This is a genomic window from Mesorhizobium sp. LSJC280B00 (assembly GCF_000502835.1).
Lineage (GTDB): Bacteria > Pseudomonadota > Alphaproteobacteria > Rhizobiales > Rhizobiaceae > Mesorhizobium.
Genome location: NZ_AYVL01000016.1, coordinates 80,653 through 94,878 on the forward strand (window position 1 = coordinate 80,653; position 14,226 = coordinate 94,878).

The 14,226-nt window shown below is 62.4% G+C and carries 15 protein-coding genes and 1 tRNA gene; 5 read left to right on the forward strand and 11 right to left on the reverse strand.

Annotated elements, in window-relative coordinates; translation table 11 throughout:
* Nucleotides 1–2: 2 nt before the first annotated feature.
* Nucleotides 3–1,034 (reverse strand): GTPase ObgE, encoded by a 1,032-nt coding sequence (obgE, locus tag X773_RS60680; RefSeq protein ID WP_023678074.1) that lies wholly within the window; start codon nt 1,032–1,034, stop codon nt 3–5.
* Nucleotides 1,035–1,205: 171 nt separating this feature from the next.
* Here obgE and X773_RS60685 point away from each other — a divergent pair, with 171 nt between their 5' ends.
* Nucleotides 1,206–2,075, forward strand: coding sequence for an endonuclease/exonuclease/phosphatase family protein (locus X773_RS60685; protein WP_023678075.1), 870 nt, complete (start codon nt 1,206–1,208; stop codon nt 2,073–2,075).
* A gap of 10 nt (nt 2,076–2,085) precedes the next feature.
* On the opposite strand, the gene X773_RS60690 is transcribed toward X773_RS60685, so the two are convergent.
* The 3 genes from X773_RS60690 to X773_RS60700 form a co-directional block, all read right to left on the reverse strand.
* Nucleotides 2,086–2,673: a GNAT family protein gene (locus X773_RS60690; RefSeq protein ID WP_023678076.1), complete on the reverse strand. Its 588-nt coding sequence runs from the start codon at nt 2,671–2,673 to the stop codon at nt 2,086–2,088.
* A 120-nt stretch (nt 2,674–2,793) separates the two neighbouring features.
* Nucleotides 2,794–3,063 (reverse strand): 50S ribosomal protein L27, encoded by a 270-nt coding sequence (gene rpmA, locus X773_RS60695; RefSeq protein WP_023678077.1) that lies wholly within the window; start codon nt 3,061–3,063, stop codon nt 2,794–2,796.
* Nucleotides 3,064–3,161: 98 nt separating this feature from the next.
* A complete protein-coding gene (locus tag X773_RS60700) occupies nt 3,162–3,869 on the reverse strand; it encodes a 50S ribosomal protein L21 (protein WP_023678078.1) in 708 nt (235 codons plus the stop codon).
* 338 nt (nt 3,870–4,207) lie between these two features.
* Here X773_RS60700 and X773_RS60705 point away from each other — a divergent pair.
* Nucleotides 4,208–4,297, forward strand: a tRNA-Ser gene (locus tag X773_RS60705).
* A gap of 76 nt (nt 4,298–4,373) precedes the next feature.
* Here the strand turns inward: X773_RS60705 and X773_RS60710 are convergent.
* Both X773_RS60710 and X773_RS60715 read right to left on the reverse strand, forming a co-directional pair.
* On the reverse strand, nt 4,374–4,949 hold the full coding sequence (locus X773_RS60710) for a DUF308 domain-containing protein (protein ID WP_023678079.1): 576 nt from the start codon (nt 4,947–4,949) through the stop codon (nt 4,374–4,376).
* Nucleotides 4,950–5,027: 78 nt separating this feature from the next.
* On the reverse strand, nt 5,028–5,627 hold the full coding sequence (locus X773_RS60715) for a TetR/AcrR family transcriptional regulator (RefSeq protein ID WP_023678080.1): 600 nt from the start codon (nt 5,625–5,627) through the stop codon (nt 5,028–5,030).
* A gap of 724 nt (nt 5,628–6,351) precedes the next feature.
* Here X773_RS60715 and X773_RS60720 point away from each other — a divergent pair.
* Both X773_RS60720 and X773_RS0138290 read left to right on the forward strand, forming a co-directional pair.
* Nucleotides 6,352–7,269, forward strand: coding sequence for an alpha/beta hydrolase (locus tag X773_RS60720; RefSeq protein WP_023678082.1), 918 nt, complete (start codon nt 6,352–6,354; stop codon nt 7,267–7,269).
* 210 nt (nt 7,270–7,479) lie between these two features.
* Nucleotides 7,480–7,698: a hypothetical protein gene (locus X773_RS0138290; RefSeq protein ID WP_245274746.1), complete on the forward strand. Its 219-nt coding sequence runs from the start codon at nt 7,480–7,482 to the stop codon at nt 7,696–7,698.
* Here X773_RS0138290 and X773_RS0138295 read toward each other — a convergent pair.
* Entirely contained in the window at nt 7,695–8,843 is a 1,149-nt protein-coding gene (locus tag X773_RS0138295; protein ID WP_031212060.1) for a hypothetical protein, read from the reverse strand. The genes X773_RS0138290 and X773_RS0138295 overlap by 4 nt on opposite strands.
* Nucleotides 8,844–8,899: 56 nt before the next feature.
* Here X773_RS0138295 and X773_RS78175 point away from each other — a divergent pair, with 56 nt between their 5' ends.
* A complete protein-coding gene (locus tag X773_RS78175; RefSeq protein WP_156937374.1) occupies nt 8,900–9,985 on the forward strand; it encodes a DUF1186 domain-containing protein in 1,086 nt (361 codons plus the stop codon).
* Between the two features lie 45 nt (nt 9,986–10,030).
* Here X773_RS78175 and recQ read toward each other — a convergent pair whose 3' ends face one another.
* From recQ to kduI, 4 genes are all read right to left on the reverse strand, one after another.
* Complete coding sequence (gene recQ / locus X773_RS60730; RefSeq protein WP_023678084.1) at nt 10,031–11,866, reverse strand: DNA helicase RecQ; 1,836 nt, start codon at nt 11,864–11,866, stop codon at nt 10,031–10,033.
* A gap of 363 nt (nt 11,867–12,229) precedes the next feature.
* On the reverse strand, nt 12,230–12,568 hold the full coding sequence (locus X773_RS60735) for a cupin domain-containing protein (RefSeq protein WP_023678085.1): 339 nt from the start codon (nt 12,566–12,568) through the stop codon (nt 12,230–12,232).
* A gap of 24 nt (nt 12,569–12,592) precedes the next feature.
* Nucleotides 12,593–13,360 (reverse strand): 2-dehydro-3-deoxy-D-gluconate 5-dehydrogenase KduD, encoded by a 768-nt coding sequence (kduD, locus tag X773_RS60740; RefSeq protein ID WP_023678086.1) that lies wholly within the window; start codon nt 13,358–13,360, stop codon nt 12,593–12,595.
* Nucleotides 13,357–14,214: a 5-dehydro-4-deoxy-D-glucuronate isomerase gene (gene kduI / locus X773_RS60745; protein WP_023678087.1), complete on the reverse strand. Its 858-nt coding sequence runs from the start codon at nt 14,212–14,214 to the stop codon at nt 13,357–13,359. The genes kduD and kduI overlap by 4 nt, the downstream gene beginning before the upstream one ends.
* Nucleotides 14,215–14,226: the final 12 nt, after the last annotated feature.

The following is a 14,226-nucleotide window of genomic DNA, read 5'->3' on the forward strand; positions in this document are numbered from 1 at the left end:
GGCTATGTGTTCCAGCGCGTCTCGACCGGCGCAGCGACAGCCTCGCGTGCATCGGCCACCACAGCGATCAGCGCGCGCAGCACCGCCTCGACGCCTTCGCCGGTGACTGCCGAAAGCAGCATCGGCGCGCGGCCGGCGGCACGTTTCAGCGAGGCGGTCTTTTTCTTGCGTGCGTCGGCATCGAGTATGTCGACCTGGGAAAGCGCGACGATCTCGACCTTGTCGGTCAGGCCGTTGCCGTAGGCTTCGAGTTCGGCACGCACGGTCTTGTAGGCATTGGCCGGATTTTCTTCCTGCGCCGAGACAAGATGCAGAAGGACACGCGTGCGCTCGACATGGCCAAGGAAGCGGTCGCCGATGCCGACACCTTCATGCGCGCCTTCGATCAGGCCCGGAATATCGGCAATGACGAATTCGCGACCGTCGATGCGGGCCACGCCAAGGCCCGGATGCAGCGTGGTGAAGGGATAGTCGGCGATCTTCGGCTTGGCCGCGGTGACCCCCGCCAGGAAGGTCGACTTGCCGGCGTTGGGCAGCCCGACAAGGCCGGCATCGGCGATCAGCTTCAGCCTGAGCCAGATGTTGAGCTCTTCGCCCGGCAGTCCGGGATTGGCGCGGCGCGGCGCCTGGTTGGTCGAGGTCTTGAAGTGCTGGTTGCCGAAACCGCCATTGCCGCCCTTGGCCAACAGAAAGCGCTGGCCGACGACCGTCAGATCGCAGATCAGCGCCTCATTGTCCTCGGCAAAGACCTGTGTTCCGGCCGGCACTTTCAGCGTTACGTCGGCACCCTTGGCGCCGGTCATGTTGCGGCCCATGCCGTGCGTCCCGGTCTTGGCCTTGAAATGCTGCTGGTAGCGATAGTCGATCAGCGTGTTCAGCCCATCGACCGCCTCGACCCAGACATCGCCGCCGCGACCGCCGTCGCCGCCGTCCGGGCCGCCGAACTCGATGAACTTTTCGCGCCGGAACGACACCGAACCGGCGCCGCCGTCGCCGGAGCGGATGTAGACCTTGGCTTGATCGAGAAATTTCATCGGATTGTATGGTTTCTGCTATTGGCTTTGCGGGATTGCTCTAAACCAAGGCGGGTCGAAGGGCGAGGGCCGTTTTTGCTACTGTACCGTCGCGCGTAGCTCTGGACGCGTAGCATTTGGTTGACCCTTGCCGAAAATCGATCCTCGGCTTTCCAAGCGCGAGATGTCGGAATGAAGCTGGTTACTTACAATATCCACTACGGCGTCGGCCTCGACGCCCGCTATGATGTCGGCCGTATCGCCGATGCCGTGCGCGGCGCCGACGTGATCGCGCTGCAGGAGGTCACCCGCGCCAACCCGAAGAATGGCGGCCGCGACATGGTGGCCGACCTCGGCGAGGCGCTGCCCGACTATTTTGCCGTCTACGGCAGCAATTTCGAAGCCGACGCCGGCTCGCGCCTGGAGAACGGCCGCGCCATCACGACCACCTTCCAGCTCGGCAACATGGTGCTGTCGAGGACGCCGATCCATCTGTCGCGCAATCTCCTTTTGCCGCGCAGCCGCAGTGTCGAGGCGATGAACTTCCAGCGCGGCGCGCTGGAGGCGCTGATCGAAACGCCGCTTGGTCCGATCCGCTTCTATTCCACCCATCTCGACCACCGTAGCCCGGTTGAACGGCTGAGCCAGATCCGCTTTCTGCGCCAGCGTCTGTTGAAATACCCGCTCGAGGGCGGCGGGCTCTCCGGCGTCGCCGAGATCGGCTTGCCGGACCTGCCTTGTCCCGAAGCCTTCGTCGTCATGGGCGACTTCAACATGCTGGCCGGATCGCCGGAACATGTCGAACTCGCCGGCCAGCCTGACCATGAATTCGGCATGCCGGTGACCGCCGACCTCGCCATCGATGCTGCCACCCGCCTCGGCGCTGCCGGCGCCGATCTCGTCACCTGGGTCGACCCCAAGCGGCCGGGCGATACCAGCCGCTACAAGCGCATCGACTACATCTTCACCAGCGCCTCGCTTGCCAAATCGCTGAGGCGCCTGTGGGTCGACCGGCAAGCGGCCGGTTCGGATCACTTGCCGATCTGGCTCGAGATGACGTGAGCCGCATCCATCAAAAATGCACCCAGTTCCGCAGGCTGGTCCAGGTCTTGCGATCGAGGCGGTAGCGCTCGACCGGCACCTGACCGGCAACGATCGAATTCAGCATGCCCTGGCCGGCATACTGGAAGCCGCATTTGTGGATGACCCGGCGCGAGGCCGGATTGATAACCCGCGTCGAGGCGTGCAGCACCTGGATCGTGGTTCTCTGGAAGGCAAGGTCGACCAGTGCGTGCGCTGCCTCCGTCGCGTAGCCGCGTTTCCAGTACGGCTCGCCGATCCAGTAGCCGAGCTCCAGCCCACGATCCGTGGTGTTGAGCCCGGCACAGCCGACGAAGGTCTCGGTGCCGGCCAGCGTCAGCGCATAGGCGATTCCGGCCCGGCGCGATGCCGTCATGGCCAGGAAAGCGCGTGCCTCCGCCTCGCCATAGGGATGCGGCATGCGGGCCAGCATTTCCGCGACATGGCGGTTGTCGGCGAGCGCCACCAATTGCTCGATGTCGCTCTCACGCGGGGCACGCATAACCAGCCGCTCGGTGACCAGGACCGGGCAATCTATCGTGTAACTTTCGTCGTCTGTCGCTTCCGCTTCGGCAACCATATCAAAGTCCTCCAGGCACAAGAAAAAGGGGAGATGGAAACCCATCTCCCCTGATCCATTTCCTGGCTTGGCCAGACACCGGTTCCCGAGATGGGTGCCGGTGTTCTCGTGCGGAACCGGCTACTCCGCTGCCTTCGTCATCGGGTTCACCGATACGTAGGTTCGGCCATTGGCTTTTTTGTTGAAGGTGACTGCGCCAGCTTCGAGCGCAAACAGCGTGTGGTCCGTGCCAATGCCGACATTGGTGCCGGGATGCCACGTCGTGCCACGCTGACGAATGATGATGTTGCCCGGAATCACGGCTTCGCCGCCGAACTTCTTCACGCCGAGCCGCTTGGAATGGGAGTCGCGACCATTGCGCGACGATCCGCCAGCTTTCTTGTGTGCCATCTAACTACTCCGATGCGCCGCGAGGCGCCTAAACGATCTTATGAACGCGTTCGCGTTCCGTTTCAAGTCCGATCCGGCGACGATTGCGCCGGTTCGTTCTACTTCTTCGCCAATTCCTTGGCCTGCTCGCGCCAGTCCTTGATCTGGTCGGCGCTGAACGGCATGTGCTCGTCGATCTTGGCGACGTCCTTGTCGGACAGCTTGGCGATCTGGGCAAAGGTGGTGATGCCCTGTTCGTTGAGCTGGCCGGCGGCGACCGGGCCGATGCCCTTGATCACGGTCAGGTCGTCCGGCTCGCCCTTCGGCGCCTTGAACAACGGCGCGGCGGCTTCGGCAGCCTTGTCCACGGTCGTCTCGGCCTTGGCTTCCTTCTTCGGCGCAGCCTCTGCCTTCGCTGCTGCCTTCGGCGCGGCTTCAGCCTTCGCCTCGGTCTTGGCTGCAACTTCGGCCTTCGCTTCGGTCTTGGCGGCGGCCTTCTTCGCCGGCTTGGCGCCACCCAGCAGGATTTCGGCAATCCTGACGGTGGTCAAAAGCTGGCGATGGCCGATCTTGCGGCGCGAATTCTGCCGGCGGCGCTTCTTGAAGGCGATGACCGTGCGGTTCTTGCCTTGCTCGACGACTTCGGCGGTGACCATCGCACCATCCACGAACGGCGCGCCGAACGTGACGTTTTCGCCTTCGCCATGCGCGAGCACATTACCGATCTCGACGATGTCGCCGACATTGGCTTCGAGTTTTTCGATCTTCAGGAGATCGTTGGCGGCAACGCGATACTGCTTGCCGCCCGTTTTGATGACTGCGAACATTTTTTGCCTTTCGCTGTTCGGTCGGCCTTGATGAACCGCTTCAGGCGGTTCGGCCGTCTTTTTGTCAGTCTGCGGGTTCAAAAAACAAGCGGCGCGGAAGATCCCTCCACGCCGATTGCGCGCTGTCCCTAACCGAAGGTTCGGCTTGAGTCAAGGCAAGCGCCGCGGGCAAGCTGCGAATGGGTTGAGCCCAGTCCTAGCAAATATCGAGCAGCGGCTGCCGGAGGCTCGAAGGAAGCACGGACAGAAGCTGCGGCGCCGGGGCAGATTGGCCCTTGTAACCTGCCTGTCCAGCCGTTATCTAGTGCGCCGCGCCGGCAACGGCGGACCATGACCGCGGAGAGGTGGCAGAGTGGTCGAATGCACCGCACTCGAAATGCGGCATGGGTGCAAGCCCATCGGGGGTTCGAATCCCTCCCTCTCCGCCACTTCGGAATGTGTCCATTCCGGACCCATAGGTAACAGCATCTCTCATCGCGCCGGTAATGGCTTAAGATCGCGGGCCTATGCAGCCTTCCGCCGCAATTGGCTCACGCTCAGCCACACCGCCGAAACCAGGAAGTAGAGGGCGCCTACTGCGGCATAGCCGGCCACGTTGGTGATCGATGGCGGCATCGGCATCCGCGCCTGCGCGATGAAAAACGTGCCTGCCAGTGCTGATTGCCCTCCGCTCAGGACCATCGCCCACTGCGCACCAGAGCTCTTCCAACGGCGGACGGCGGTGCCGAGTTGAAGCAGGCCGGACAGGATCGCCCATAGGCCGAACACGCCCAGCACCCAATTCATGCTCATCTTCAGCGCAACAACGACCGCGAGCGTTGTCGCCACACTGACCACGACGTTGATGGCCTGGGTGCGATTCTGTCCCAATCCTCCGCTGCGCGATGCGTCGACAAAATTGGCCAGGGCATCCCACGCAGGATAAGCCACGAGCAAAACCGCCGCGACCACCCCGGAATGCTGTCCCACCGTAAAGGCAGCCGCCACCCAGGCAGCCGAGAACGCCGTCCGAGCGAAGTAATAGAGCTTGAGCCATTGTTCCTGGCTGGCGCGGGAAAGATCGCCATTGTGAACCGTCATTGGATCGTCCTTTCGACTAGTAGGTAGGGACTCTCGACGAACGTCGCAGAGTCGTTACGCCTATGGTTAGTTGAGGTCTTAGGGTCGTATCTGGAGGGAACGCAGAGCAAGCCGCTCCAGGAGCGGGCCTGTCACGACGCCGAATATCTTCGGATCGTCATAGGCCCGTGCTGAAAGCATCGCGCCGTGAACGGTCGCCATGAACGCTTCAGCCTCGGCACGAGGGGTACTCATCAGTCGAAATTGGCCGTGCCGCGCACCGCGCTCCATCACCGATGTCAGCCAAGCCGACAGCGAGCGGAAATGCGCCCGGACCTCAAGGCCAACTTCCTTGGGCAGCACGGGGAGCTCGCTTGCCAACAGCGCGCAGATACAAAACGGGGCGCTGGCGTTCGCGATGCAGGCTTCCCAATACCCGGCATAGATCCGCAACTGTTCGAGCGGATCGGATTCGTGAAGTTCGACATTTGCCATCCCCGCTTCAGTTTCTTCGCGATACCGCGCAACCAGCGTCCGAACCAGATCGACCTTGCTTGGGAAATGGTGATGGATGCTCGCCTTACGGATCCCGACCACATCAGCGATGTCGGCATAACTGAAACCGTTGTAGCCGCCAGCGACGATCAGTGAACGTGCGCAAGCCAGGATGTCATCAGAGGTGGTAGACAAGTTGCTCATACTTTTACCTACCTTCTGGTAGGATGGCAGTCAAGCCTCCTTGCAACGCGAGTAGCGTGAAATTGCGTGGCTATGGCGTAGACGTCATTCGATCTTCATTGTTTTCGGCCCGCCATCCGTTCAGAAAGCTCCGGGTGTTTGTCGATCGAGGTAGCCATCCCACTTCGAGGACGAGGCAACACCCTCCGGCCGACCGGACCACCGCCAATCGCCGTGCGGCACTAGGCGTTTGCACCGACTGCGCTATCTCACCATCGTTAGCTTGTTCTATCGCTGGTTGAAGACTGGGAGGTTTCCATGGATCGGCGACTATTTTTGACAGGAATGTTTGGCATTGCCGGGGCCGCGGCCCTTGCAAGCACAGTTCGGCCAATCAACGCAGTGGCCGGCGTTCCAACTGCCAGAAGCGGCATTCTCGATGAACTCGAGGCGCCGGATGTCGAGACCTTCGACGACGATGAAACTCAAGCAGAGTTGCAACCAGTCTATCATCGCCGGTGGCACCGGCCGCGCCGGCGCCGCCGGCGCGCTTGGAGAAGGGTCTGTCGCGTTTACTGGCGAAACGGCTATCGGCGCAGGCGGTGCTTCCGCAGGCGCGTCTGGGTCTGGTTTCGATTCTAGCAACTGGCCGGCTTGAACCCTGGCCATCGCGGCCGGGGTTTTCGCCCCAGGCGGCCGTTAGCGCCCTTAGGGAGCTTTCCTAAGGGCGCGGAGGAAGCTGACGGTGTTTGCAGGGTTCAGAGCCACCAGCCTACGACTGGACGATACGACGATTTTCGCAAGGGTCGGAGGCACCGGTCCGCCGCTGCTGCTTCTTCACGGTTTTCCAGAAACGCATCTGATGTGGAGGGATATCGCCGCAGCCTTGGCGCTCCGCTTCACGGTGGTCGCCGCCGACCTTCGAGGCTATGGGCAAAGCGGATGTCCGATTTCCTCTGCCGATCATAGCCCATACGCCAAACGCGCCATGGCCGGCGACATGGTTCAGGCCATGAAGCAGCTGGGGTTTGAGCGGTTCATGGTTGCCGGGCATGATCGCGGCGGGCGGGTTACCTATCGCCTGGCGCTCGACCATCCCGACAAAGTGCTCAAAATCGCCGTCCTCGACATCATCCCCACCGCCGCAACGTGGGATCGGGCGGATGCCAGACTGGCGCTCGGCTTCTGGCCCTGGAGCCTTCTTGCGCAGCCGGAGCCCCTGCCGGAGCGTCTGATCGGCGCGGCTCCCGATGCTGTCGTCGACGATGCAATTACGCACTGGGGATCGTCGGCGAAAATGGTCTCCAAAGAGGTCAGGAACGCCTATGTTGATGCGCTTCGCGATCCCGCGCATATTCATGCCATCTGCGAAGAGTATCGCGCCGCTGCGACGATCGATCGTGAACATGACGCGCTGGACCGCGCAAACGGTCGTCGCATCGACTGTCCGCTACTGGCGCTATGGAGTGGCGAAGGCGCCCTGGAGAACTGGTATGTGCAAGAAGGCGGGCCGCTGGCCATCTGGAGGAAATGGGCCGACAGAGTGGCAGGATGCGCTGTCCAAGGCGGGCACTTTTTCCCGGAAGAGCACCCCGACAAGACGGCAGCGGCTCTCTCGGAATTCTTTGAAGACAAACAGGTCGGTCAGCACAGAGTATTGTAGAGGTCACATGCTTCAGTTACGCGGAACCTCGCGAGTGCTTCGCGGCCCTAGATCGAGAACCCTCCGAAAATCCGCCCGTCCGGCATCAATGTGCTTGATAAGGGAATGAAGGCGATCTCCACGTCCACGCCTCTGATATGCAGCCTCATGTTTGTCGGAAGTTGCGCATCGCCTTTGCCGGCATCCTTTGATGCTGCGAAATACGACAATATGAGTTGCGTCGAGCTCAACGTGGCGATGGGCGCTGTCGCCGACGAAATGTCGGCGACAGCCATCGCTCGTGGCAAAGTCGTCCACACCAACATTCCGGGCTGGCTGTTGGGAGGGCAGCGTGTCGCCTCGACCGTGGCTGCCCGCCAGAGTGCGAAGATCGAGCGCTTGCGGCAGCAGGAGGCTGCGATTGCAGCGGCGAGACGAAGCCGGTGCTAATCGTCTCTTAGCCGTTCGATAAAACGCCTCTTATGGATATGCCGATCGCGGATCGCCTGCAGCCTGCGAGCAAAATCGTGGGTCGTGCCACATTCCTCGGCGATTGCCTTGAGGTCGAGCAGAAGGCTGGCGGCCTCATCGTAGCCGGGAGGGTTGCGGCGTTCGATCTCGCTCTCCACCTCACGCCAGACGCTTTCGCCGCGCCGCGAGAGCGCATCGAGCCGAATACGGCGGGCGCGCGCCTCTTCCGCCGCCTGCCGTTTTCTTTCAGCCTCTCGTTGCTCCTCCTGCGCGCGCTCGCGGGCCTGACGGATCGCCTCGGCACGGGCTCGCAGTTCGCCGGCCGAGCGCGGAACAGTGGCCATGGGGCTTCCAACAGAGACTTTCAACATCGAGCGATTCCGGACGAACGCCCGAAGCTCGTTTTCAACATGCCGATCGCCGTCGACGAGACGAACGAGCAGCGTCGTCTTTTCATGATCGGACAAGGCGCCGACTGAACGCCGGACCATATCCGGCGACAATTCCGTTGTCGTGCCGGCGGGACGCTCGGCCGCCGCAGCGACGAGGTCGGCGTCGAGCTGAAAGAAGCGCGCGAAAGCGTCGAGCGCGGGCGTCATCGGGCCGATCCCCGGCAAAGGCTCCGCCTCGTCCGGCTTGACGGAACCGATCTCGGCCGCCTTCAGCCACAGCAGGTAGAAAAGCCTCAGATCGCCGCCGAGCACGTCGGCGCGCAGCGGCGCCAGTGCTTCGAGCCAGTGCGAGTCGTCGTCCCAATTATCCCAATCGTCCGCAGGTTCCAGTTCTTCGCACAGGATGTCGACGATCAGGTTCTCGCCGGACGTGCTGATCTCGAGGCAATCGACCGCATGCAGGAATCCCTCGAGACGCTGCCGGTCGATTAATCGCGCTGGAAACCGGATCATCAGCCGGTGGGTGCCCCAATTCGCCAAATAGAGATGAAGATCGAACCAACGCCGCATCAACGCGACCGGATCGCCTTTGAAGTCGCCCCACTCGTAGAAATTCGTGAAGCTCGTGGCCGTAATCCGCGCCCGCGTCGACACATCGCGCAAGTCCCCACGATCCGCTTCGCTGAGTGGGCGGTCGACCGCCCGAAACTCGTAGTATTGATATTCGCTCATGGTTGCTTGGCTGCTGGCCGATCCTCGTCCCCCACAGGTCAGTTCAGGATAGAGCTGTGTCGAGATCGAACTCGCCCCGTCTGGTACTTTCTGCACAGGAATTTGCCGTTTGTGCGGATGAACTGTTGAAAGGCAGCCGGCCTGTCGTAGATTTGGCAAGCGCGAACGGCAGCGAGGATGCCATGAAGAAAGAAGCACTGGACTCCGTCCTTGGCCGGGGCAAGCCCGGCTTCGATCTCGGTCCGATAGAAGATCAACTACATGCCGTGGCAAACGAGCAGCAATTGCCGGATGTCGCAATCATTCACTGCATAGCGAGGATTGAAGAATCGGCTCCCGCGCTGCGTGCCGTCGTCACAAGAGCGGCCGAAGGAGAGGCTCTGTCGCGGGATGATCAGATGCTGCTCTTGCGAGGCATCTACATTCTGGGCGGCGCTCGCGACACTAGAACGTTCGGGCCCTTGTTGCGCCTGCTGCGCCGGCCGGGACGCGACCTCGATGACCTGCTCGGCGACGTGGTGACCGAGAGCATGGCGCGTATCGTCGCCGGCGTATTTGATGGCGACGCCGACGCTTTGTTCAGCTTGATCAGCGACCGCTCCGTCGATGAATTCGTCCGCGATGCAGTTTTGGGCGCAGCGACCTTCCTGACCTGGGAAGGCCGCATCGAGCGTGACCGAATGCGAGATTTTCTCGAGCGATTCCACACCGAGAGGCTGGCCGATGACGACGATTTCGCCTGGATCGTCTGGCTGGGGGCGATCGCCCTGCTTGGCTTGCGCGATCTGGCGTCACTTGTTCACAGCGCATGGGACGACGGCCGCATCCCCGAAGGGGTAATCGACCGCCGCGATTTCGAAGACGATCTCCTGGCCGCCGAGCAAAGCCCAAACGACATGGATCGATTCGAGCGCGCCGCTCTCGGCTATATCGACGACGTGCTTGAAGCGTTGGAATGGACCAGCCACCTTGAGTATTTTGGCGAGGAAGATTGGCAATCGCCCTTGCCGGAACAAACTTGGCTCGACGAGTTGTCGAGATTGACAGCGCCGGTCACAAATCCTTGGCGCCATGTCGGACGCAATGATCCGTGTCCCTGTGGAAGCGGCAAGAAAGCAAAGAAATGCTGCCTGGCAAACTAACCTGTTGCAGTGTCGCGCAATTGCGAGTTTGATTTTTGGCTACCCTCACGCCGATCCACCGGGCTGATGCGCAGCGATCGCGCCGAGGAATATCTCGCCGAAATCCTTGAGCTTGGCGGCGCCGACGCCGTTGACCGCGGCGAAGGCGTCCAGATCACGCGGGCAGCGTTCGGCCATATCGATCAGTGTACGATCCGAAAAGATCACGAAGGCCGGCACCTGGCGTTCCCGGGCAAGACGCAGCCGTACAGCCTTGAGCGCGGCCAGCAGCGCCGAATCCAGACCTTCCGTGCCTGCTGCGGTATCCTCAGGACGTATCTTGCCTCGCGATGACTGGCGCGCGTCCAAGCGATACCGGAATGAAGCCTCGCCCCGAGCCAGCGCACGGCCCTTCTCGGCAATGGCGACGCCGCCATGGCCGGCTGAGTCCAATGTCAGGAACCCTCCCGCGACGAGTTGGCGGAGCAGCGACAGCAAGAAACTCTTTTTATGCGCCACACAGGTGCCGAAGCTGGCAAGCCTGTGGTGGTTCCTGTCCAGGACCTTCTCGGTCTCATGGCCGAGCAGGACATCGACGACATGGGCGACGCCGAAGCGCTCGCCGGTCTGTGCGATCGCCGCCAGGATGATCCGCGCCTCCGCCTCGCCATCCGCATGCGGCGCCTGGTCGAGGCAGTTGTCGCAATTGCCGCAAGGCGAAGCACTTTCGCCGAAATAGCCAAGCAGGATCTGACGGCGGCACTGCGTCGTCTCGCAATAACCGATCAGCGTATCGAGTCGGCCATGCGCGCGCCTTTTGTGCTCAGCCGGCGCGTCCTCGTCTTCGATGAAAAGCCGGCGCATGCGGATATCGCCGAGACCGAAGAGCATATGTGCCTCGGCCGCCCGCCCGTCGCGGCCCGCCCGCCCGATTTCCTGATAATAGGCCTCCAAGCTGCCCGGCAGGTCTGTGTGGAAGACATAGGCGACATCCGGCTTGTCGATCCCCATGCCGAAGGCGATGGTCGCCACCATCACCACGCCGGACAAGGTCATGAAAGCGTTTTGATTCGCTTCACGCGTGTCCTTGCTCATGCCGGCGTGATAGGCGAGCGCGCGTACGCCGTTCCGCTCGAGGAACGCCGCCATCTCTTCGGTCTTTTTGCGTGACAGGCAATAGACGATCCCGCTGCGGCCCGCATGGCGCTGCACGAAGTTTAGCAATTGGCGCTTGCTATCCTGCTTGGGCTCAATGCTTAGCTTGATGTTCGGCCGGTCGAAGCCGAGCACCACGGTATCGACGCGCCCGTCGAACAGTTGCGCGGCAATGTCGGTGCGCGTCGCCTCGTCCGCCGTCGCCGTCAGCGCAATGATCGGCACTTTCAGGAAGATATCACGTAGTCTCGACAATTCTTCGTATTCGCGCCGGAACGCCGGTCCCCATTGCGAGATGCAATGCGCCTCGTCGATGGCGATCAGCCGGACATCGAGCTTGGTCAACGCCTCGAGCATTCGCACGGTCATGAGCCGCTCCGGTGCAAGATAGAGCAGGCGCGTCTGGCCTGCCGCGACACGGCGCCATGCAGCGACATTGGTATCGCGGTCGAGCGAGGAATTGATCGTATCGGCCGCCACGCCGGCAAGGCGCAATGCGGCGACCTGATCCTGCATCAGGGCCACCAGCGGCGAAACGACAATGGTGAGCCCGCCCAGCACCAGCGCCGGGACCTGGTAGCAGAGCGATTTGCCGGCGCCGGTCGGCATGACGGCCAGCACATGATGCCCGGCCAGCAGCGCCTCCATCACGGCCGCCTGGCCGAGACGAAAATCATCGAAGCCGAATACATCCTTGAGGACGCGCCGCTTGGAATCCTCTGCCGGGATGCTCGCTGCTGCCTGCATTACAGAACTTTCGGGGACACGACCTGCCGAAATTCGCCGGCGAATCGCCAGGTGATTGCCTGGACAGCAGATTCGAACATTTATCGACCCCTCTGGTCCTGTCCGGGGCACCGCCTGAGGCGAACTTCTCTCTCATTGGCCGATATCAGACCGTCGTTCCAGCCCCCTATTCGCTTTGGCTGTGAATATCGCACCGCCTCGGAGCGGTTAATCCTATCTTCACCATCATTCGGCAGGTTCAGGTTCTGCGGTGATGTTTTGAGTACCGCGGCGCCACAAGCGCCCAGGCAACACGCCCGCGCCTCTCCGGAGGCGCGGGTTTTTCGTTCCGAGAACCGGCTGCCTGATCTTCGGGCCCGCAGCTCAGTCGAGGAAATCGGCGCGGTGCGGCGTGAAGCTGTCGACCAGCCGTCCCGCCTCCAGCGCCTTGACGCCATGGACAAGGTTGGACGGGACGATGAAGCTGCTTCCGGTTTCCAGGACCTCGGTCCTGCCGTCGATGGTGACCTCGAAACGGCCTTCGGCGACGTAGCTTGCCTGGACGTGCGGGTGCGAGTGCAGCGCGCCGACGCCACCCTTGTCGAAACCGAATTCGACCATCATCAGTTCGTCCGTGTGCAGGAGCACGCGCCGGCGGTTGCCATCCGGCGTCGGCGTCCACGCAGCCTCGCCGGCATGCGAGAAGATTTTGGTTCCGGTCATCGCCAAACTCTCACCTTTTGTTGTTCATCGTGCCAGCCAGCCGCCGTCCACCGGCACCACCGCGCCGTGCATGTAGTTGGACGCCGGCGCCAGCAGGAACACGGCTGCGTCGCCGATGTCTTCCGGCGCGCCCCAGCGCCCGGCCGGAATGCGCGCCAGGATTGAAGCGCTGCGGTCGGGATCGGTGCGCAGCGCCTCGGTGTTGTTGGTCTCGATATAGCCTGGCGCAATGCCATTGACGTTGATGCCCTTTGCCGCCCATTCGCATGCAAGCAGCCGGGTGATACCGAGCACGCCATGTTTGGAGGCGGTGTAGGAGGCGACGCGAATGCCGCCCTGAAAGCTCAGCACCGAAGCGATGTTGACGATCTTGCCACGCCGCCCCGGGTCGGCAAGCACGCGCCTGGCAAAACTCTGGCTGAGGAAGAACACCGTCTTCAGATTGACGCCGATGACGTCATCCCAGTCGGCTTCGGTGAGGTCGACCGCATCGGCACGCCGGATGATGCCCGCATTGTTGACCAGGCCGTCGAGCGGCCCGGTGCCGTCCCAGACGCGGTCAAGCATCGCCTGGGCGGCGGCATCGTCGCCAAGGTCGCAGCGGACCGCCTCGAAGCGCCCGCCGGCCGCTTCAATCCTCTCCGCCGTCTCGTCCATCGCCGACCGGCCGACGCCGACCACCGCGCCACCGGCGCGCGCGATCGACACGGCGATGCCCTGGCCGATGCCGGTATTGGCGCCGGTGACGAGGATGCGCTTGCCGGCAAGGCTGAAGGCCGAGAGATCGCTCACTTGAGCTCCTCCATCGCCACCAGGTCGACATCGGTATAGTCGACATTGTCGCCGGCCATCGCCCAGATGAAGGCGTAGTTCGAGGTGCCGGCGCCCGAATGGATCGACCATCCCGGCGACAGCACCGCCTCCTCGTTGCGCATGACGAGATGGCGCGTTTCGTCCGGTTCGCCCATGAAATGAAACACCCGCGCCGCCTCCGGCAGGTCGAAATAGAGATAGGCCTCCATGCGCCGGTCATGCACATGGCATGGCATGGTGTTCCAGACCGAACCGGAGGCAAGCTGCGTCATGCCGACGACAAGCTGACAGGTCTTTACCCCATCGGCATGGATGAACTGGAAGATCGAGCGCTCGTTGGAGGTTGCCTGGCTGCCGAGATCGAGCCGCTTGGCATCGCCGATGCGGATCAGCCGGTTGGGATGGCTCTGATGCGCCGGCGCGCTGAGCAGGTAGAACTTAGCCGGCGCTGCCGGATTGGTCGCAGCGAACGACACCTCATCCGTGCCCATGCCGAGATAGAGCATGTCGCGTGCCTGCAGCTCGTAGGATTGGCCGCCGGCTTTGACGACGCCTGCACCGGCGATGTTGACGATGATCATCTCACGGCGGTCAAGAAAATTCTTGGTCCCGGTCGGCTTGATCGCCTGCAGCGGCAGCGGTGTACCGGCGGGCATGGCGCCGCCGACGATCATGCGGTCGTAATGGGTGTAGGTCAGGCCGATGCGGCCGGGCTGGAACAAGTCCTCGATCAGGAAATTGTGTCGCAGCTCGTCCGTTCCCATGGCTGCGGCAGAAACAGGATCGATGGCGAAGCGGGAGGTGAAATCCGTATGATTGTCAGTGTGATTCATTGCTGTCCCATG

Bases quoted from the DNA above. Each gene is read 5' to 3' on its own strand.
- X773_RS60735 (WP_023678085.1), bottom strand. From the start codon at position 12,568: ATGACCGGAACCAAAATCTTCTCGCATGCCGGCGAGGCTGCGTGGACG.
- X773_RS0138295 (WP_031212060.1), bottom strand. From the start codon at position 8,843: ATGAGCGAATATCAATACTACGAGTTTCGGGCGGTCGACCGCCCACTC.
- X773_RS60710 (WP_023678079.1), bottom strand. From the start codon at position 4,949: ATGACGGTTCACAATGGCGATCTTTCCCGCGCCAGCCAGGAACAATGG.
- X773_RS60715 (WP_023678080.1), bottom strand. From the start codon at position 5,627: ATGAGCAACTTGTCTACCACCTCTGATGACATCCTGGCTTGCGCACGT.
- X773_RS60700 (WP_023678078.1), bottom strand. From the start codon at position 3,869: ATGTTCGCAGTCATCAAAACGGGCGGCAAGCAGTATCGCGTTGCCGCC.
- recQ (WP_023678084.1), bottom strand. From the start codon at position 11,866: ATGCAGGCAGCAGCGAGCATCCCGGCAGAGGATTCCAAGCGGCGCGTC.
- X773_RS0138290 (WP_245274746.1), top strand. From the start codon at position 7,480: ATGAGTTGCGTCGAGCTCAACGTGGCGATGGGCGCTGTCGCCGACGAA.
- kduI (WP_023678087.1), bottom strand. From the start codon at position 14,214: ATGAATCACACTGACAATCATACGGATTTCACCTCCCGCTTCGCCATC.
- rpmA (WP_023678077.1), bottom strand. From the start codon at position 3,063: ATGGCACACAAGAAAGCTGGCGGATCGTCGCGCAATGGTCGCGACTCC.
- obgE (WP_023678074.1), bottom strand. From the start codon at position 1,034: ATGAAATTTCTCGATCAAGCCAAGGTCTACATCCGCTCCGGCGACGGC.
- X773_RS60685 (WP_023678075.1), top strand. From the start codon at position 1,206: ATGAAGCTGGTTACTTACAATATCCACTACGGCGTCGGCCTCGACGCC.
- X773_RS60690 (WP_023678076.1), bottom strand. From the start codon at position 2,673: ATGGTTGCCGAAGCGGAAGCGACAGACGACGAAAGTTACACGATAGAT.